General features: G+C 55.4%; 17 protein-coding genes. 4 read left to right on the forward strand and 13 right to left on the reverse strand.

Going from position 1 to position 19,466, the window contains the following annotated elements; all coding sequences use genetic code 11:
- Positions 1–193: 193 nt before the first annotated feature.
- Positions 194–1,033 carry a diaminopimelate epimerase gene (gene dapF / locus B5F17_RS07420; RefSeq protein ID WP_087372529.1) on the forward strand — a complete coding sequence of 280 codons (840 nt, stop codon included), beginning with the start codon at positions 194–196 and terminating at the stop codon, positions 1,031–1,033.
- Complete coding sequence (locus B5F17_RS07425; RefSeq protein ID WP_087372532.1) at positions 1,030–1,689, forward strand: HAD hydrolase-like protein; 660 nt, start codon at positions 1,030–1,032, stop codon at positions 1,687–1,689. The genes dapF and B5F17_RS07425 overlap by 4 nt, the downstream gene beginning before the upstream one ends.
- 186 nt (positions 1,690–1,875) lie before the next feature.
- Here B5F17_RS07425 and B5F17_RS07430 read toward each other — a convergent pair whose 3' ends face one another.
- The 3 genes from B5F17_RS07430 to B5F17_RS07440 form a co-directional block, all read right to left on the reverse strand.
- The gene (locus tag B5F17_RS07430) at positions 1,876–2,073 is read right to left on the reverse strand and encodes a hypothetical protein (protein WP_016147618.1); all 198 of its coding nucleotides are present in this window, start codon (positions 2,071–2,073) and stop codon (positions 1,876–1,878) included.
- 381 nt (positions 2,074–2,454) lie between these two features.
- A complete protein-coding gene (locus B5F17_RS07435; RefSeq protein ID WP_087372534.1) occupies positions 2,455–3,582 on the reverse strand; it encodes a stalk domain-containing protein in 1,128 nt (375 codons plus the stop codon).
- A gap of 90 nt (positions 3,583–3,672) precedes the next feature.
- Positions 3,673–4,851: an S-layer homology domain-containing protein gene (locus B5F17_RS07440; RefSeq protein WP_087372537.1), complete on the reverse strand. Its 1,179-nt coding sequence runs from the start codon at positions 4,849–4,851 to the stop codon at positions 3,673–3,675.
- 131 nt (positions 4,852–4,982) lie between these two features.
- Between B5F17_RS07440 and B5F17_RS07445 the strand changes: the two genes are divergently transcribed.
- Positions 4,983–5,924 (forward strand): L-lactate dehydrogenase, encoded by a 942-nt coding sequence (locus B5F17_RS07445; protein WP_087372539.1) that lies wholly within the window; start codon positions 4,983–4,985, stop codon positions 5,922–5,924.
- Positions 5,925–5,979: 55 nt separating this feature from the next.
- Here the strand turns inward: B5F17_RS07445 and B5F17_RS07450 are convergent, their stop codons facing one another.
- The 10 genes from B5F17_RS07450 to B5F17_RS07495 form a co-directional block, all read right to left on the reverse strand.
- Positions 5,980–7,542 carry an S-layer homology domain-containing protein gene (locus B5F17_RS07450; protein WP_087372541.1) on the reverse strand — a complete coding sequence of 521 codons (1,563 nt, stop codon included), beginning with the start codon at positions 7,540–7,542 and terminating at the stop codon, positions 5,980–5,982.
- A 185-nt stretch (positions 7,543–7,727) separates the two neighbouring features.
- Entirely contained in the window at positions 7,728–8,975 is a 1,248-nt protein-coding gene (locus B5F17_RS07455) for a hypothetical protein (protein ID WP_087372544.1), read from the reverse strand.
- Between the two features lie 13 nt (positions 8,976–8,988).
- Positions 8,989–9,948 (reverse strand): mechanosensitive ion channel family protein, encoded by a 960-nt coding sequence (locus B5F17_RS07460; RefSeq protein WP_087372546.1) that lies wholly within the window; start codon positions 9,946–9,948, stop codon positions 8,989–8,991.
- A gap of 81 nt (positions 9,949–10,029) precedes the next feature.
- The gene (gene proS / locus B5F17_RS07465) at positions 10,030–11,469 is read right to left on the reverse strand and encodes a proline--tRNA ligase (protein WP_087372548.1); all 1,440 of its coding nucleotides are present in this window, start codon (positions 11,467–11,469) and stop codon (positions 10,030–10,032) included.
- A gap of 83 nt (positions 11,470–11,552) precedes the next feature.
- Positions 11,553–13,307 (reverse strand): threonine--tRNA ligase, encoded by a 1,755-nt coding sequence (gene thrS / locus B5F17_RS07470; RefSeq protein WP_016147626.1) that lies wholly within the window; start codon positions 13,305–13,307, stop codon positions 11,553–11,555.
- Positions 13,308–13,715: 408 nt separating this feature from the next.
- Positions 13,716–14,741 carry a LacI family DNA-binding transcriptional regulator gene (locus B5F17_RS07475; RefSeq protein WP_087372550.1) on the reverse strand — a complete coding sequence of 342 codons (1,026 nt, stop codon included), beginning with the start codon at positions 14,739–14,741 and terminating at the stop codon, positions 13,716–13,718.
- A gap of 34 nt (positions 14,742–14,775) precedes the next feature.
- A complete protein-coding gene (locus B5F17_RS07480) occupies positions 14,776–15,333 on the reverse strand; it encodes a YcxB family protein (RefSeq protein WP_016147628.1) in 558 nt (185 codons plus the stop codon).
- 2 nt (positions 15,334–15,335) lie between these two features.
- Positions 15,336–15,878 (reverse strand): YcxB family protein, encoded by a 543-nt coding sequence (locus tag B5F17_RS07485; RefSeq protein WP_087372553.1) that lies wholly within the window; start codon positions 15,876–15,878, stop codon positions 15,336–15,338.
- A 351-nt stretch (positions 15,879–16,229) separates the two neighbouring features.
- Complete coding sequence (gene iolE, locus B5F17_RS07490) at positions 16,230–17,141, reverse strand: myo-inosose-2 dehydratase (protein WP_016147630.1); 912 nt, start codon at positions 17,139–17,141, stop codon at positions 16,230–16,232.
- A gap of 150 nt (positions 17,142–17,291) precedes the next feature.
- Positions 17,292–18,464, reverse strand: coding sequence for an NAD(P)-dependent malic enzyme (locus B5F17_RS07495; protein WP_016147631.1), 1,173 nt, complete (start codon positions 18,462–18,464; stop codon positions 17,292–17,294).
- Positions 18,465–18,677: 213 nt separating this feature from the next.
- On the opposite strand from B5F17_RS07495, the gene B5F17_RS07500 reads away from it, so the two are divergent.
- A complete protein-coding gene (locus B5F17_RS07500; RefSeq protein ID WP_087372556.1) occupies positions 18,678–19,277 on the forward strand; it encodes a DUF4362 domain-containing protein in 600 nt (199 codons plus the stop codon).
- Positions 19,278–19,466: the final 189 nt, after the last annotated feature.

Below are 19,466 nucleotides of genomic sequence, written 5' to 3' on the forward strand. Positions count from 1 at the left end.
CAGCGCAGAACCGCCCTGTGAACGCCGGTTTTCTGCAATCGACAAGGATAGCCGCTCCGCGCCGCTCCTTTCTATGCAAAATGCAAAAAATCCATTTTTCCGACCCTTCTCTCCCCCGATATCCCCTCTTGACGCGCCTTGCCAAACCGTTTATCATGGTAATATCTCATATTTTCCGCCAAGGAGGCCATTTATGAAACTTTCTTTCACAAAAATGCAGGGCTGCGGAAACAGCTATCTCTATTTTAATTGTTTTGAACAGTCAATCAAAAACCCGTCTGAGCTGGCCATTCGCCTCTCTGAAGTGCACTTCGGCGTAGGCAGTGACGGCATCATCCTGATCTGTCCGTCCGAGGTCGCAGACGCAAAAATGCGCATGTTCAACGCCGACGGCAGCGAGGGTAAAATGTGCGGAAACGGTATCCGCTGCGTGGGCAAATACCTGTACGATTATGGCATGGTCGGTGACCGCACCGAGATCACGGTCGAGACGCTGTCGGGCATCAAGCACCTGACCCTGTACCCGGAGAACGGCAAGGTGGTTCAGGTACGCGTGGACATGGGCGCTGCCATCCTGACCCCCAGCGAAATCCCCTGCACCCTGCCCCAGCAGGCAGGCACCGATCTGACCGTAAACGGTGTGACCTACGCGGCAACCGCGGTCGGTATGGGCAATCCGCACTGCGTCCTGTTCCAGGAGGAGGATGTAGACGGTCTGGATCTCGAGAAGATTGGCCCGGACTTTGAGCACCACCCCGCTTTCCCCGAGCGCGTCAACACCGAGTTTATCAATGTACTGGGTGACCACGAACTCAAGATGCGTGTCTGGGAGCGCGGCAGCGGCGAGACCTGGGCATGCGGTACGGGCACCTGTGCGGCAGCAGTTGCAGCCGTGCTCAACGGTCACTGTCCCAAGAACGAAGACATTCTGGTACACCTGCGCGGCGGCGATCTGACCATCTGCTACACCGACGAGACCGTCTGGATGACCGGCCCCGCTGTCACCGTATGCGAGGGTACCGTAGAAGCATGATTCGTTATCTCTTTTTCGACCTCGACGGCACACTGACCAACCCCAAGGAGGGTATCACCAAGTCGGTGGCCTACGCACTGGACAAGGTATGTGGCATTCAGGTAGACGATCTGGATACCCTCACCGCCTACATTGGTCCCCCGCTCGTCACCGGTTTTATGGAGAACCACGGTGTAGACCGTGAGACCGCGCTCAAGTGTCAGGACGCCTACCGCGAACGCTTCCGCGTAGTCGGTCTGTTTGAAAACCGTCTGTTCCCCGAGATGCCCGGACTACTGGCCGATCTCAAGGCACAGGGCTACGTCCTGTGTACCGCGACCTCCAAGCCGCAGGACTTCGCCGTGCGCATTCTGGATCACTTCAACCTGTCCCAGTACTTCACCCTGATTTCGGGTGCGACCATGGATGGCACGATCTCGACCAAATTGCAGGTCATTGAGCACACGCTCGCGCAGCTCGGTCATCCCGACCGCGACAGCGTGCTGATGATCGGTGACCGCAGACACGACATTGAGGGTGCACACGCGGCACAGGTGCGCGCGGTCGGTGTTCTGTTCGGTTTTGGCTCGCGCGAAGAGCTCGAGCGTGCAGGCGCGGATGCCATCGCACCCACCATCGGCGACCTTCCCGCAGTTATCGCAAGCTTTGCCGACTAAGTTTATCTTCCCGCCGGGTTTTCCAGGGAAAACCCGGTTTTTCTTATGCGAAAAATCTTCCGAATATGCAGAAAACCGCAGTCTTAACAGACTGCGGTTTTCTGTGCAGGGGTATCAGGTGCCGCTTGATCACGGCAATTTTAAGAAGGAGAGTTTTGGAGAAACGAATTTCTGAGTCACGCAGATTTACTGCATCTGTCGTGCCGGCATGACAAAAGCACGGAACAGGGGCAATTCCCGTGTATGGGAGATCGCATACTGTGCCCGGCATTCCGGACAAAACATTTGGTTATACAGAGCGATCTTACGGAAGCGATCCTCGGCCTGGCCAGTCAGATCCATTGTGTGAACATGATTACAGCGAAAGCGTACTTCGTACAGCATATGTGCGACCTCCTATATCTTAGATTTCATTAACTCGATTATATCCAAACATTTTTCGACATTCAACGGTATTATGCATAAATATCGATGTATTTTACAAGTATTATTTGTATCATATGTCAATATTTTACGTATCTTTTACAAAGATACACCGAAAAAGTTATATTTTTCAGGTGATATTTTCTTGCAAAAAGTTACGAAATTTTTAGACTTTTGAGTCATCTTTTCCGTATATATCGAATTTTTTAGTTTTTGATATATGAAATCGATTTCATATATCCTGTGAAATCGATGCAAAAAAGAGCCGCCAATCCAAGGCGGCTCTCGATTTTCGCCGTATTTTTCGCAATACAGCGGCAATTTCTTATATGAACTTATTTTTTATGCCTGTGCGGTGATGGTGACCGTACCAGCCTCGGTTACAACATCAAAGCCAACCAGAGCCTTGAACAGGTCTGCTGCGGCGTAAGTCGTGCCGTCTACGATGTACGGTGCAACGCCATACTGTGCGGGAGCGGTCATACCAACTGCGTCCTCGATCTTGGTGGTCGAAACGTAGTTGTCGGTACCAATCTCCAGTGTCATCGAACGGGTGTCGTTCTCAACGGTAACGTACTCCTTGCCGTCCTTCTGCTCATAGCTGACCGTGCAGCCCAGAGCCTCTGCTGCTGCGCGAACGGGTACAACTGCAACGCCGTCCTTCATCTCGCCCTTGACTTCCAGGGTCTTGCCGCCAGCAACGATGGTCAGCTCGGTGGTCTCAGCAGCGGTCTGCTCGGTCTCACGGGTTGCCTGAGTCTCGGTAGCGGTCTCCTCGGTTGCTGCTGCCGGCAGGATTACAACCTTCTGGGTGTAAGCCTGACCCGGATAGCTCATTGCAACGATGTCGTACCATGCCAGGAAACGGGTACCCTCGGTCAGGTCAGCCTTGGTCACGATGTTCTTGGTCTTGTAGGGTGCGTAAGTGGTCTTGTCGTCCATGCGGATGATCATGCTGCCGTCCGCGGTCAGAACCTCGGTCATTCCCTCTTCGTTGATAGAAACCGTGCCAACCTCGTGCAGGGATGCCGGGGTATTCTCACCCACGCCAACCAGAATCAGCTCGCAAGCCGACTGCGGCGGCAGGCTGCGGGTCATTGCCTTGGAGTAGTATGCGTAAATCTTGTCGCCTTCCTTGATGTCGGACAGTGCTGCGGCAGCGCCGGTCTCGTTGTTTACGATCAGGGTGTCTGCGCCCAGGTTGAGCTGGATATCCTGCTCATCGGTGGTCTTGACCAGAATCGAGGAAACGGTCTCGCCGTCCATGTTGATCTTGCTGACGGTTGCCATCGAACCGGTGCGGAAAGACTCCTTGACCTGCGGTACTGCGGTGGTCGTGGTCTCGGTTGCGGCGGTGTTATCGGCTGCCGGAGCGGTGGTCTCTGCTGCGGTTGCATCTGCTGCAAATGCTACGCTGCTGCACGCCAGTACGGCACTCAGGCCCATTGCTAAAATCTGCTTCTTTTTCATAATCTTCGTCCTCCTTTGGATTCTCTTGTTAGGTTAGACGCAGGCTCTCTCCAAAAGTTCCAAGTTTTCCCATTCTTTTAAAAAAATTTTTTATACGTCCATTCCGTCCGGTACCTGCACGCTGCCGCTCTGGCTGCGCAGGGCAGCGCTGAGCGAAATGGCATAGGTCGAGGTGCGTCCGCCGATCGGCATGTTCACATAAATGCGTCCGGTCCGCTGGCTGAATACGCCACTCTGCTCGGTCGCGCTGTAATCGACCTGCTTGAGCACGACATTGGAACCGCTCACCAGTTCATTCAGCACACCCGGCATAAAGGAAAACGCATATCGTCCATTTTGTGCACTCACGTCCATGACCGCGCTGACCGGAATGCGGGCATCTGCCGTGCCCAGCGTCACCGGCTGTGCCGCCTTGACCGTTTTTCCGTTCTCGTAGCGATAGAGCGTACCGTTTTTCTGGTACAGTCCCATGATGAGCGTGCCATCCTGCCGCAGTTCAGCCGAGAAATCCTGACCGTCCACGGTCAGCGTACCGCTGCATGCAGCCTCATTGTAGGCGTTGTCGGTGATGGTTGCGGTCAGATCGTAGGTACGCGCACCCGATTGGGCATTCTGCATGCGTATCTGATCGTACGCCTGACAGCTCTGGAACAGGGTCAGCGTATCCGAGGCCTTGCTCGCGCTGACGCTGCCACGCTCCACGAGCGCTTCGAGCAGCATGTCTGTCCCGTCCGCCGTCGGACGGCTGAGCGCGGTGTAGCTCATGGCGACCACATGATCACGCAGGAACGGGTCGGTGTCACAGTTGACCTCGTCAATTACCCCCAGCTTTTCGGCGTAGTCCAGCGCGGTCTTATAAGTATATCCATTTCCGTCCTCGTATCCCAGTGCACGCAGCAGGAAAGTTGCATATTGCTGTGCGCTGCACGTATCGCGGGTGCCGAACTTGGTGTCGCTGACACCGACGGTCAACTTGTTCTCGTACAGCCAGCCGATATAGGGCGCCGCCCAATCGGGTACGTCGGTAAACGGAACGTCATAGTTTCCGGCCATCGCTGCATCTTCCTCACCCAGCAGGCGCACCAGCATAATAGCAGCCTCGGCGCGGGTAGGCGTGCGGTCGAGTTCGTAACCGTTCTGCGTACCAACGAGCAGTCCCATATTTTTGAGCGCATCGGCACAGTGTGTGAAGTTAGCCGCACCGGCCATACCAGTCAAAGCAGCAGCGGCCAGCACGCCTGCGGTCGCTCTGCGCATCCATTGTCTCATGCGGAAAAGTTCCTCCTTGTCCTGTTTTTCTTCTCCATTGTATCACAAGCCCTCTGTTTCTGACAAAATAAATTTTTCCAGCCATCAAACCACAGGCAATCGGACATGCTACAAACATTGGAGGGATGACAATGAATCTGCAAAAATGTGCGGTGATCGGCACCGGTTTTGTCGGTGCGACAGCCGCTTACACACTGGCCACGAGCGGTCTGTTCTCCGAACTGATTCTGCTCGATGTCAACCGTGCCAAGGCCGAGGGCGAAGCCGCCGACATCAGTCACGGCGTTTCTTTCGCCCAGCCCTGCGCCGTGCACGCCGGCGATTATCAGGACCTCAAGGACTGCGGTCTGGTCATTCTGGCCGCCGGAGCCAACCAAAAACCGGGTGAAACCCGCATTGACCTGCTGCACCGAAACGAAGTGATCTTAAAGAGCATTCTGGATGCCGTGCTTGCCGTCGCACCCGACTGTATTCTGCTCGTGGTATCCAATCCGGTCGATCTGCTCACCTATCTGGCACAAAAGCTATCTGGACTGCCCGCCTGCCGGGTTATTGGTACAGGAACCGTGCTGGACACCGCACGGCTCAAGTATCTGGTCGGTCAATATTTACAGGTAGACAGCCGCAATGTGCACGCCTTCATCATCGGCGAACACGGCGACAGCGAACTTGCCGTCTGGTCGTCGGCCAATGTCTCCGGCATGGATTTACCCGACTACTGCCGCATTGCAGGCAAGGAATTTTCGCAGTCGGTGCTGGATGACATCTATCAAAACGTGCGAGACGCGGCCTACCACATCATCGAGGGCAAGGGTGCGACCTACTACGGCATCGGTATGGCGGTACTGCGCATCGCACGCGCCATCGTGCGCGGAGAGCGCTCGGTGCTGCCCGTGTCCTCGGTCATTCAGGGACGATATGGTGTGGACGAAATCTGTCTGGGACTGCCGTCGGTCTTGGGCAAAAACGGCATCGAGACCGTGCTCGATCTGCCGCTCAGCTACGAGGAGCGCAAGCGGCTGGAATCCTCAGCTGCCAAGCTGCGCACCCTGCTCGATGAAATGAAAATCTGAGCAGACGCAAAAAGAGACCGCCCAAATGGACGGTCTCTTGTGTTTGCAAAAAATCTTACTTTGCAGGAGTTGCAGGGGTCAGCTGGGTAGCCGGAACGGACTCAGCGGTCTTGTCAGCTGCTGCAGCCTCGTCCTTCTTCTCCTCAGCCGGCTTTACCTCGGTTGCCGGAGCGGTCTCAGTGGTCAGAGCCTCTGCTGCGGTCTCAGCCTCAGCGGTCAGCTCTTCCAGCGTCTTGTAGGTGTCCAGATCGGTCGGGTACTTGACCTCAACTGCGTCGCCAACCTTCTTGGTAGCCATGTTCATCTGCATGGTAACGTCGACCTTCATGCCCAGCATCTCCATGGTCATTGCCATGTCAGCCTTCTCGTCGTACAGACCGCCGTTCTTGAAGGTAACCTCAACGTCAGCCTTGCTCAGATCCAGAGCCAGCTTGAACATATCCTCGGTCAGGCCCTGTGCCTTCATTTCCTCGGTCAGCTCAACCTGCGTGGTCATCTGGCTGAACAGCTCGGTGAACAGGCCGTTGAATGCCTCGGTGTTGTAGCTCATCTTGTAGGTGTTGCCATCCTGCGAGATGCTGTCTACCATGCACAGCGGCATAGTGGTCATGCCAGTCAGCTGCTGCATATCGAAGCCCTTGAACACGGTCTCGAGGTCAAGATCCTGCTTCATCTTGGAACCCATCATGTTGGTGTATGCAACGCCGTCCTTGACGTACATTTCCATCGGAACGTCCATCTTCTCAGTCTTGCCGTCCTCGGTGGGTACGTTTACGGTCAGAGAGCCGGTCATAGCCATCTGCATCTCTTCGAGCTTGGCCGGGTCAGCCTTAACCTGTACGTTGAACTTACCTGCTGCATCAACGCTCAGATCTTCAACCTTCATGTTCATGGTGAAGTCAGCGGTTGCGTCAGCCGAGGTGGTTGCAGCAACAGCCTTGTAAGCCTCGTTGAAGTTGCGCAGAGCCTCGAAGGTCTTCTGCACCGGAGCTGCCTTCTCAGCGTCAACAGCCTTGTCGCCCACCAGCTTGGTCAGCAGGTCGGTCTCGCCGGACTTCGGAGCGACAGACAGTGCGGTGTAGCTCATTGCAACAACATCGTCACGCATAAAGTCGTCAGCGTCCATGTTGAACATATCGACTACGCCCTTCTCGGTTGCGAAATCGATTGCCTTATCGTAAGTAAAGTCGCCGCCCTCTGCATCGGAGTAGCCCAGTGCGCGCATCAGGAAAGTAGTGTACTGCTGTGCGGTGCACTTGTTGCCCGGCTCAAAGGTGGTTGCGGTTGCGCCAGAGGTCAGGCCCTGGTCATACAGCCATGCAACGTAGGGCTTTGCCCAATCGTAGCCGTTGTCCAGATCGGTGAACGGGAACTTGTCTGCGTTTGCCTCATAGTAAGTCTTGGCCTCTGCCTCCTTGCCCAGCAGGCGAACCATCATGGTTGCAGCCTCTGCACGGTCGGGAGCACGGTCGAGATCGTAGCCTGCCTCAGAACCCTGGAACAGACCCAGATCCTTCAGAACATCTGCGCTGGAAGTAAAATTAGCGGCAGAAGCGCCCGATGCCAGCATAGCGGCTGCGAGCGAACCAATTACCATGGACTTCATTACTTTTTTCATTTCCAATCATCCTCCTTCAGGATACCTATGGGATATTATAGCACTTTACCCAAAGAAAGCAAGGCGAGCGGGCCTTTTTTCGCATTTGTTCATTAAATTTTTACAAAGGAACAGGAATGAATCAGATATCTTTTAGGACATCTGTCATTCCTGTTCTCAGTTTCAGAAACTATTTTTAGATATTTTTACGGCGTGTTGGAAATCTTGATGTAGCTCGAATAGCCGCTCGGCAGAGAAAATGCCGGTACATCTGTCGTTTTTACCGTCTCGGTCGACACGCTGTACATCACATCGTGAAGCGTCATATACAGCGAGCTGATTGCCGGAATTCCCTTGTCATCAAAAGTCAGCTGTGCTGCACCCTCAGACAGCGTCATGGTATAAGTCTGTCCCTTTTGCGTAATATTTCCAATCAGGCTGCGCGCCGGCATGGGCGTCATCACAAGAGACAGAATGTTGACATCACGCAGGAAGGCTGCAACCTGATCGTCACGGTAATCGCCTGCCGTCCAGGGCGAAATGGAAATGCCGCTGCTGTCGCGCAGGACAATGACCTGCTGAGACACCGAATGACCGCCATTTAACGCAATCGACAGCATGCCGTCCAGCCGCGAGCGGTTGCCCTCGTTGATGAGCATACCGTGCAGGCTCATGCTGTTGCCCTTGCCATCGTCCAGAATGGCGGCAAACACGTCGCTCTGATACGGTGCACTCGCCTGTACCTGATTGGTCAGTGCGGTGATCTGCGCAGTCTCGGCGTGTACCGACTCGGCCTTTTTCGCGTCCACCGCACCATCCTGCACCAGCTTGCCAAGCAGGTCAGTCTCGCTGCCCTTGGGCTTGAGCTCCAGCGCCATACGGCTCATCTGTGCCGCATCATCTCGACGGAAATCGTCCAGATCACACGAGAAATTGTCGATCAGACCCACACGCATACCGAACGACAGCGCGTTGTCATAGGTAAAATCACCCGCCTGATCGGAATAACCCAGCGCACGCAGCATGAGCGCGGTGTACATCTGCGCGGTGCACGGCGACTCAGGCTCAAACTTGTCATAGCTTGCGCCGCGAATCATGCCGCGATGGTAGAGCAGATTGACATACGGCTTCTGCCAGTCCTGCAAGTCGGTAAACGGCGTTCCGGCAGCCTCCTTGGCTTCCTCCTCCAGTCCCAGCAGACGCACCAGCATAACCGCTGCCTCCGCACGGGTGCACGGTTCTTCCAGCTCGTACACCGGGCGGCCAAAACGGTCTACACCCGCGCCCTGAAACAGTCCCAGCTCATACAGCACGTCGGCACTCGCGGTGTAGTCCGCCGTGGGGGTATTTTCCGCCACCACCTCTTCGGGCGGCGGGGTCATCTCGGACACCACTGCGCCCGCCGAACCTGTCAGCAGTCCGACAGCGCAAAGTCCTGCAAGCAGTCGTCTCATTGACTTCCTCCTGTCACTTGTTCATCACAACCAGATGCGGATAAGCAATATCAATGCCTTCCTGATCAAAGCGCTTCTTGATGCGGCGCATCAGATCGGCACGCATGGCAAAGGTCGTACCATTGTCCTTGCCCCACAGCAGCGCACGCAGGACAACCGCCGAGTCGGCCAGCTCATTGACACGCACGGTTACACGCGGTGCGCCATTTGCCTTGGCTTCCTCGGTGCGCAGATCCAGATAATCGGGATGTTCACCCACCTCGTCAGCCAGTACGGCCAGCGCCTGATCGACATCAGATTCGTATGTAATACCGATATCCAGCGTCAGGCATACATTCTTGTCGCCATAGTCGGCATTCTCCACGATGGCGGCATTCATGGTGCTGTTCGGGATGATGACACGCTTGTTTTCAATCGTGCGCAATACGGTATGCCGCAGGCTGATCTCCTCAACCGTACCGGCGACACCCTGAGACACGACGTTCACGACATCACCGATCACAAACGGCCGGAAGGCCAGAATCATCATGCCGCTGGCAATCGAGCCCAGCGCTTCCTGACCAGCCAGACCAAAGACAACAGCCAGCACACCACCAGCTGCAAGCAGCTTGGTCATGGCCTGATTGAGTGCCGGAATACTGGAAACGATAATTGCAAAGGCGGCAAAGTAGATCAAAAACAGCACCGGATAGCGCAGAAAGGCGGCAAGCGTCGCACCCGACTTGTTAATCTCCTTCATGTGGTCGGTTATTCTGCGGAAGATGCGGTTTGTGATCTTGACCGCAATCAGCATCAGCAAAATTGTGACTGCAATCAGCAGCACCTTACCCAAAAAGATGCCCACGGTATTGTCATTGAAAAAATCATTCAGCACCGTCCACCAAGACTTAGGCAATGCAGCCGCAATCGCGTCTTCTGCTGCGCCGGTCAGTGCACCGCCAGCATCGGTTACGGTATTGGTTCCAGTCTCCATAATTGCGTCCTCCTTTTCTCTTGATAGCGCGAGAGCCGCGCAGTATCTGCGCGGCCCTCATCAGACAGATCGTTTTTAAACTTAGTATGCGATGCCCCAGACGATCATCTTCTTGGCCGGCTTGCCGCAGATCGGGCAAACGTCGTCCAGGTGTTCCTGTTCGAAAGGCATGCAGCGGGAAGGCATACCGGTCTCCTCCTTGACCTTTTCCTCGCAGGCCAGATCGCCGCACCACATGGACTTGACAAAGCCGGTGTGCTCCTTGAGGATGTTCTTCATGTCCTCGATCGAGTGTGCTACATAGGTGTGCTCCTCGCGGTTCTTGAGCGCCTTGTCAAACAGTGCCTGCTGTACCTCGTCGAGCAGCTTGGGCACAACGGTGGTCAGATCCTCGAACTTGACGACAGTCTTCTCGCGGTTGTCGCGGCGAACCAGTACGCACTGGCCGTTCTCGATATCACGCGGACCGACCTCGAGACGGAGCGGGAAGCCCTTCATCTCGTACTCGGCAAACTTCCAGCCAGGGCTGTTGTCGGTGACGTCGATCTTGGTGCGGATGCCCGCCTGCTTGAGCATCTCGTACAGCTCGGTTGCCTTGTCGATGACGCCCGGCTTGTGTGCTGCAACCGGGATAACAACCAGCTGGAAGGGAGCGATCTTGGGCGGCAGTACCAGACCCTCGTTGTCACCGTGGGTCATGATGATCGCACCGATCAGACGGGTGGATACGCCCCAAGAAGTCTGATACATGTACTGGAGGGTATTGTTCTTGTCGGTGAACTGCATGTTGAATGCGCGTGCAAAGCCATCACCGAAGTAGTGCGACGTACCGGACTGCAGTGCCTTACCGTCGTGCATCATTGCCTCGATGGTGTAGGTATCCTCTGCACCTGCGAAACGCTCCTTATCGGTCTTCTGACCCTTGAGCACCGGGATTGCAAGGTAGTCCTCACAGAAGGTCGCGTAGGTATTGAGCATGCGCATGGTCTCCTCGCGTGCTTCCTCCTCGGTTGCATGGACGGTGTGACCCTCCTGCCACCAGAACTCACGCGAACGCAGGAACGGACGGGTGGTCTTCTCCCAGCGAACAACCGAGCACCACTGGTTATACAGCTTGGGCAGGTCACGCCAGGAGCGAACGATCTTCGCATAGTGCTCGCAGAACAGGGTCTCGGAGGTCGGACGGACGCACAGACGCTCCTCGAGCTTCTCCGAACCGCCATGGGTAACCCATGCGCACTCGGGTGCAAAGCCCTCAACGTGGTCTGCTTCCTTGAGCAGCAGGGATTCCGGGATAAAGAGGGGCATTGCCACGTTCTCGTGACCGGTCTCCTTGAACATGCCGTCCAGAGTCTTCTGGATGTTCTCCCACAGAGCCTGTGCATAGGGGCGCATAATCACGCAACCCTTGACCGACGAGTAGTCGATCATCTCCGCCTTCTTGACGATGTCGGTATACCACTGGGCGAAATCGACGTCCATGGACGTGATCTCAGATACCAGTTTCTTCTTATCTGCCATTTGTGCAATCACCTTTTCTGTAAATTTAGGAATCGTGCGGCAAGCCTTTGGGCAATGCCGCACGCGGAATGCCTGATTGATTCTTACTTACACAGGCGGGACTTCACTTCATATTCCAGCTTCTCGACGAATTCAGCGATGGGCATGACAGTGGTCTTACCATCACGACGGTCACGTACAGCGACCTGGCCTGCCTCTTCTTCCTTATCGCCCAGTACCAGCATGTACGGTACCTTCTCAAGCTGTGCCTCGCGAATCTTGTAGCCAATCTTCTCGTTGCGCTCGTCAAGCTCGGTGCGGAAGCCCTTGTCCTCGAGCTGACGCTGAATTTCTTCCGCATATGCGCGGTTACGGTCGGTCATGGTCAGCAGCTTAACCTGTACCGGTGCCAGCCAGGTCGGGAACGCACCAGCGAAGTGCTCGGTCAGGATGCCGATGAAGCGCTCGATGGAACCGAAGACTACGCGGTGAATCATAACCGGACGGTGCTTCTGGTCATCCGCGCCGGTGTACTCAAGCTCAAAGCGCTCGGGCAGCTGGAAGTCCAGCTGAATGGTGCCGCACTGCCAGGTACGACCCAGGCAGTCCTCCAGATGGAAGTCAATCTTCGGGCCGTAGAATGCGCCGTCGCCCTCATTGATTACGTAATCCTTACCCATTTCCTCCAGTGCAGCCTTCAGGCCGTTGGTTGCCATCTCCCAATCAGCCTCATCACCCATGTGATCTTCCGGCATGGTGGACAGCTCAATGTGGTACGGGAAGCCGAACATGCTGTATACGTCATCGATCAGCTTGCAGACGCCCTTGATCTCGTCCTTAATCTGCTCACGGGTCATAAAGATATGCGCATCATCCTGAGTGAAGCAGCGTACGCGCATCAGGCCGTGCAGAGCACCCGACAGCTCATGACGATGTACCAAGCCCAACTCACCGACACGCAGCGGCAGCTCACGGTAAGAGTGCGGCTGATTCTTATAGACCAGCATACCACCCGGGCAGTTCATAGGCTTGATGGCGAAATCCTGCTCATCAATGACCGTGGTGTACATGTTGTTTTTATAGTGATCCCAGTGACCCGAACGCTCCCACAGACTGCGGTTGAGCATGATCGGGGTAGAGATCTCCTGATAGCCCGCCTTGCGGTGAATCTCACGCCAGAAGTCAATCAGGGTGTTCTTGAGGATCATGCCCTTGGGCAGGAAGAACGGGAAGCCCGGGCCCTCGTCCATCATAGTAAACAGACCCAGCTCGCGGCCCAGCTTACGATGATCGCGGCGCTTTGCCTCCTCGATGCGCTGCAGATATGCATCCAACTCATCCTTCTTGGGGAATGCGGTACCGTAAATACGCTGGAGCATCTTGCGGCTCGCGTCACCACGCCAGTAAGCACCGGTAACCGAGGTCAGCTTGAGCGCATTGCCCTTAACACGACCGGTCGAATCCAGGTGCGGACCTGCGCACAGGTCGGTGAACTCACCCTGCTTGTAGAAGGAGATAACCGCATCCTCGGGCAGATCATCGATGAGCTCCACCTTGTACGGCTCTTCCTTCTCTTCCATGAGCTTGCGTGCCTCGGCGCGCGGCAGCTCAAAGCGCTCGAGCGGCAGCTTCTCCTTGCAGATCTTCTTCATCTCTGCCTCGATCGCATCCAGGTGCTCCTGGGTCAGCGAGAACGGCAGGTCGATATCGTAATAAAAACCGTTATCGATCGCCGGGCCAATGGCCAGCTTTGCCTCGGGATACAGGCGCTTAACTGCCTGCGCGAGGATATGAGAGACCGTATGACGGTAGGTATCACGGTATTCCGGGTTTTCAAACGTGTACTGATTGTCAGACATAATGGTTCCATCCTTTCTGTGGCTTTGGGGCGAACAAAAAAGCCCACCCCCAAATCGAAATTGATTTCAGGGGTGAGCTTGTAAAACCCACGGTTCCACCCTGCTTGCAGCCATGACAACACAGCTGCCGCTCGGAGCCCGTAACGAGGGCGATTCGGCACAGGATACTGTAATTTTCCCCTGTGCGGCTCAGGAACCGGTATGCCGTTTTCTCCAGCCCGATGTCCGCTTCCAGCCACGGCGGACACTCTCTGTCAGGCCGCCTGTTAGAATCCGGCGGTTTCCTTCAAAGCCTTTTTGATATGAAATCTTATAATGATGATACACCAGCGCACCGCCTTTGTCAACCAGACACCTGCCCAAAAACCGGTGTCAATTCAGGCAAAAGCAGGGCATTTTTCCAAAACTTTACAGATTATAGCGAGTCTTGAGCGTGATGCCGGTGTAGCAGAAGGAGTGCTCGGGCCGTCTGCCGTAGAGAATAAAATCGCGCAGCAGCATGAGCGGCCGGCTGCCCTGCTCGCGGGCAGTCTGGTCAATCAGGATGCTGATCGTACCCTGCCGCAGCTCGTCGATGTTCTGCGGAGTCACGTCGTAGGCGATGACGCGTACTTTTCCATCCCGTCCAGCCTCGCGCAGTGCCTCACACACGCCGTGCTGACCGTTGGCGGCAACGTAGATGCCTGCAAGGTCGGGATGTTCTGCCAGCAGATGTTGGGTCAGCTCATACGCGCAGTCGTCGCGGTCAAAACAGGGCTGGATGGGCAGGGTCATAATGCCGGGCGCAATGCAGCGCAGTTCCTCGGAAAAGCTCGTGCAGCGCATGCGGTGTCCATCATTGCGCAGATGGCCGGTAATCGTCGCGACCTTTCCGTCCTGTGCGACCATGAGCGCCATGAGTCCCGCTGCCGTGCGGCCTGCACGGGCGTTGTCCTGTCCGACAAAGCACATGCGTTTGGACTGCGGCAAATCGGCGTTGAACGTCACGACCGGGATCCCCTGATCGGCAATCTCGTTGAGCTTTTCGCAGATAATCGCATCATCTGCCGGTGTGATGGCCAGACCATGAATGCCCATCTCCATCAGTTCATCGAGGTACAGCATTTCCTGTATGGCGTCCACCGACTCCATGGTGCGGATAACAACCTCCACGCCCTCTTTTTGCAGCGCACGCGCGGCCTGCTCGGCACCTTCCACAACGATTTTCATGGTTGGTGTCTCAGCCGACTGCACAATGATACCAATTTTAATCTGCTTGCGGCTGCGTGCCAGTGCCTGACCGACCGCATTGGGGTGATAACCCAGTTCCTCGGCAATTCTGCGCACCCGCTCGGCGACTTCCGGGCTGACGCGTCCGCGATCGTGCAGCGCACGGTCTACCGTTCCGCGCGATACGCCTGCGATCTCAGCGATTTGTTTGAGCGTCACTGCCATCGCGACCCTCTCCTCCTTTTTCCCTTCTCTTTCCCTACGCCTCTTCCTTCTCTTCCGGTGCGTTCTGCTTGGCCTGCGCAATGCGCTCTTCCAGCACACGGATAAACTCTTTCTTCTCCTCGTCATTGGCAAACGCGCTGTTGGGCACAATGAGACCTGCCAGATCGTCCAGATACAGATACACCTGACGCGCTGCCTCTGTCACGCGCTTAAAGCTCGCGTACGGATGCAGGGTGTCCTCGCTCTCACCAATGAGCTGTACGCCTTCATCGGTCAATTTGAGCGTTTTCGGGCCGCAAATGTGCTTATTGGTTGCGCGTCTGAGGGTCATGTGTACATGCTTGTGCACCTTGCGCTTGTACATTTTCGGACCGCCCAAGAAACAGGCAACCGCAAGGATCAGATACACCGCAACGCTGACAGGCGTCAGCGAATTGAGCGCGTACATCAGTCCGGTACCGCCGACGATGACCAGTCCGGCCAGAATGATGCTCATATTGCGGATGGACTTCTGGGTCAGCGGGTCATGGTCGATAAAGTATATATTGTAGTCCACAAAATCCTGTGGCGTGATGACATAATTCAGTTCCATTTTTACTTCTCCGCAACTCCACTTCTTCGTTTATGTACCATGTGCCGCAATTCGGACAGGAATTCCGCCCGCTCGCTCTCACCTCGGACAAATGCCGACGGCGGAATGACCACGGTCTGACGGTCTCCATAACTCAAAAACAGATATCCGTCCTCGTCTCCGATGTGCTCGATGCTGTCGTACAGCAGGACGTTGGTCTCCTCTCCATCGTTGATGTGCAGACCGTCCTCCTCTACGCTCGTCACCGCAGTGTAAGGTGTAATGCGCGGCGCATACTTCTTTTCGGCAGTCTTGCGCATGCTGTCGCGCATCCACTGCGGAATGAGCACCCAGGCACAGACAGCCAGAATTGCGAACGGTATAACCGCAATCAGGCCAATCCGTCCGACTGCCTCGAGCAGTACGCCAACCAGCAGAATGCCCAGACTGATCAGCCAGCGCATCCAGAAAATGCGCGACGCGATGGCACGATCGTGCGCCACATGATATTTTTGATAGGCCAGGTACTCTTCCGGCCCAATCTCATAGCGATATTGCTGCAGCACAGTGTTCTCCTCCTTGCTCGTTCTGCCTTTTATGATACCATAACGTCCGCTTAGATGCAACGAAAAGAGCCGACCATTCGGTCGGCTCAGGTCGTCGGAAAACTGCGGTTTTCCGACGAATCAGCGTCCACCGCGCAAAGCGCTCTGGACGAAGAACACCCGAAACCGCGCATCAATGAGCGGTCCCGGGTGTTTCGCTGTGCAAAAAGCCACGCACATGTCGCGTCTTTTTGCAAAAATCACACACGCCCTGCGGGCGTAAACGCTTTGAACAAGTAAAGAGCCGACCATTCGGTCGGCTCTTTGGGTGTCATCTTTGACTCGATATGTTCGGTTAGCAGGTCGCTAAAATTAGAGACCAGTGTGCTCCTTGATGTATGCACGAGCCATCTTTGCGTACTCGAACGGATTTGCCTTTGCAGGATCCTGCTCAGCCTCGACCATGATCCAGCCTTCGTAGCCAGCCTTGTCGAGCAGCTCGAATACGTCGTCGAACTGTACGCAGCCGTCCGGATCACCCGGTACGGTGAATGCGCCGTTGCGGACAGCGTCCAGGAAGGACCAGTGCTCAGCACGAACCTTCTCAACGATCGGCATACGCATGTTCTTGAGGTGTACGTGACCTACGCGGTCAGCGAACTTCTCCAGCATCTTAACCGGGTCCTCGCCAGCGAAGGTGAAGTGGCCGGTGTCGAAGCACAGGAATACGTACTTGGGATCGGTGTTCTCCATCAGGCGGGTGGTCTCCTCAACGGTCTGTACCACGGTGCCCATGTGATGATGGAAGCAGGAACGGATGCCGTACTGCTCGAGGGACAGCTTGCCCAGCTTGTTCAGACCCTCGCACAGACGAGTCCACTCCTCATCGGTCAGTACGCGCTTGTTCTCCATGTCCAGAACGGAAACATCAGTCTTGCCCTGGATCGAACCGGACTGCTCGGAGATGTTGATTGCAGTTGCGCCAACATACTTCAGGTACTCCAGCTCCTTGATGAACTCAGCCTCAACCTCTTCGTACGGCTTGTCAACCAGGAAGGAAGAGAACCACTTGGACGCGATGGTCATACCACGTACGTCCAGCATATGCTTGAGGACAACCTTGTCCTCGGGATACTTATGACCGACCTCGGAACCGGTGAAACCAGCCAGTGCCATCTCAGAGACACACTGCTGGAAAGTGTTTTCGTCGCCGAGATCCCACATATCATCGTTGGACCAACCAATCGGGCACATACCGAGTCTTACTTTCTTGGGATCTAACATTTTTCATACCTCCGTAATGAAATTTGCAACCACCACGCAGAGAGCGCAGCGCAAGCTCTTCATGTTTCTATTGTATAAGACTGCACCACAAAAGTCAACTATCTTATAGCAAAGGTACCCAAATTTTCTTACGATTTAGACAAAAAGTACTCAGACACGCGCAACGCCGGTACGAACCGCAGCATCTGCAACGGCTTTGGCAACAGCACCCGTAACACGCGCGTCAAAGGCCAGCGGCATGATGTTATCCGCCGACAGTTCTTCGTCGGTGATGACGTGCGCAATCGCATAAGCTGCCGCCATTTTCATCTCTTCATTGATGTCCGATGCACGCACGTCAAGCGCACCTCGGAAGATGCCCGGGAAGGCCAGTACGTTGTTGATCTGGTTGGGGTAGTCCGAACGACCGGTGCCGACAACGGCTGCGCCGCCCTTCTTGGCCTCGTCCGGCCAGATCTCGGGTACCGGGTTTGCCATCGCAAAGACCATCGGGTCCTTGGCCATGGTCGAAACCATCTCGGCAGTCAACACGCCCGGTGCCGACAGACCAAAGAACACGTCCGCACCCTTGACCGCATCGGCAAGGGTACCGGTCATGTGGTCGCGGTTGGTGATCTTTGCCATCTCTGCCTGTGCCGGATTGAGGCGCTCGTCGCCCTCGCATACGATGCCGAAACGCTCGCACATGATAACGTTCTGCACGCCCAGGAACATCAGGAACTTGGTGACCGCGATCGCTGCCGCGCCGCAGCCGTTGACAACCAGCTTGATGTCCTTAAGGTCACGACCGGTCAGACGGCAAGCGTTGATCATCGCAGCCGCACAGCAAACTGCCGTACCATGCTGGTCATCGTGGAAAATCGGAATGTCGCAAACTTCCTTCAGACGGCGCTCGATCTCGAAGCAGCGCGGTGCCGCGATATCCTCCAGATTGACACCGCCGAACGAACCGGAAATCAGCTGGATGGTGCGCACGATCTCGTCTACATCCTTGCTCTTGACGCAAAGCGGGAAGGCATCCACGTCAGCGAAGGCCTTAAACAGTGCACACTTGCCCTCCATGACCGGCATGCCGGCCTCCGGGCCGATATCACCCAGACCCAGTACCGCCGTACCGTCGGTGATCACCGCAACCAGATTGTGACGGCGGGTGTATTTATAGCTCAGGGACGGGTCATCCTTAATCTTGAGGCAAGGCTCGGCAACACCCGGGGTGTAAGCGATCGACAGATCCTCACGGTTCTCAACCGGGCAGCGTGCAACGACCTCGATCTTTCCGCCCCACTCTTCATGCGCCAGCAGCGCTCTTTCCTTTGCGTCCATTTGCGAAACCTCCGTTTTGCGTGTTGTAATGTATATCTCTATTTTACCGCACCACGCCGCGTTTGCCTAGAGAAAATACGCCTCAATCGCTTTTTCTTCCGGCATATCCGACACGCCGCATTGCACAAAGACTTCCCTTCTGCTACAATACAAATAGAGGAACTTTCCTCTTATTTTCCTCGTCTATCTGCATATAAAAGGAGATGACGCACGATGAAACGAACCAAACTTTTATTCATATTCTGCCTACTGCTGGCTGGACTGACCGCCTGCGGCCCCAAGGACACAGCGGAAAATCCGTCCACGCCGCCCGATCAGTCCCAGTCGACGACCGAGCCGCAGACCACGGACGATCCCCAGTCCACTCCCAGCACCTCTCAGCCCACTGAGATTCCCGAAGACCCCAACGCGATCGACTTCTTTGACTGCGGTGTGCTCGATCTTCCGAATTCCGGTGAGACCAGCGGTCGGGAAAACTTTGAGGAATTTCTCAACGTAACCGGTGTCGGTAAGTCTGCAACCATCCAGATCAAACAGTACACCACCGAAGGCGATCCCATCGTCTCCACCCTGTCTTACGACGGCACCGCCTATACCCTGAAGACAGACAACACCGCCGACAAATTCGCGGCGGAGTCCGATCGCGGTGTCAAGGAGACTTCCTGGAAACGCCTTGTCATCACCGAAACGACGAAAAATGATACCCTCTATCAGGTCTTCCGTCTGACCAACCTCGATGAAGGTGCAGTCACCGGCGAAACGCCCGACGGTGATGATGTTTGCACCCTCTTCCAAGAACCCCTTGAAGATTAAATCCCGCCCGCAGCCGAAATTGAAGCTTTCGCTCAAGCCTTTCTCGAAAGGCTTGCGGGTTCTCAGGGCAGCGCCCTGAGTCGTCCGTCGCAACGGACGAAATCCCCCTTTGATTTTCCCGTCCCCCGCAAGGGAAAATCAACCAAAATATCAAAACAAAAGGGATGTCCTGACGGACATCCCTTTCTA

It is taken from the genome of Butyricicoccus pullicaecorum (assembly GCF_002160355.1).
GTDB classification, from domain to species: domain Bacteria; phylum Bacillota; class Clostridia; order Oscillospirales; family Butyricicoccaceae; genus Butyricicoccus; species Butyricicoccus pullicaecorum.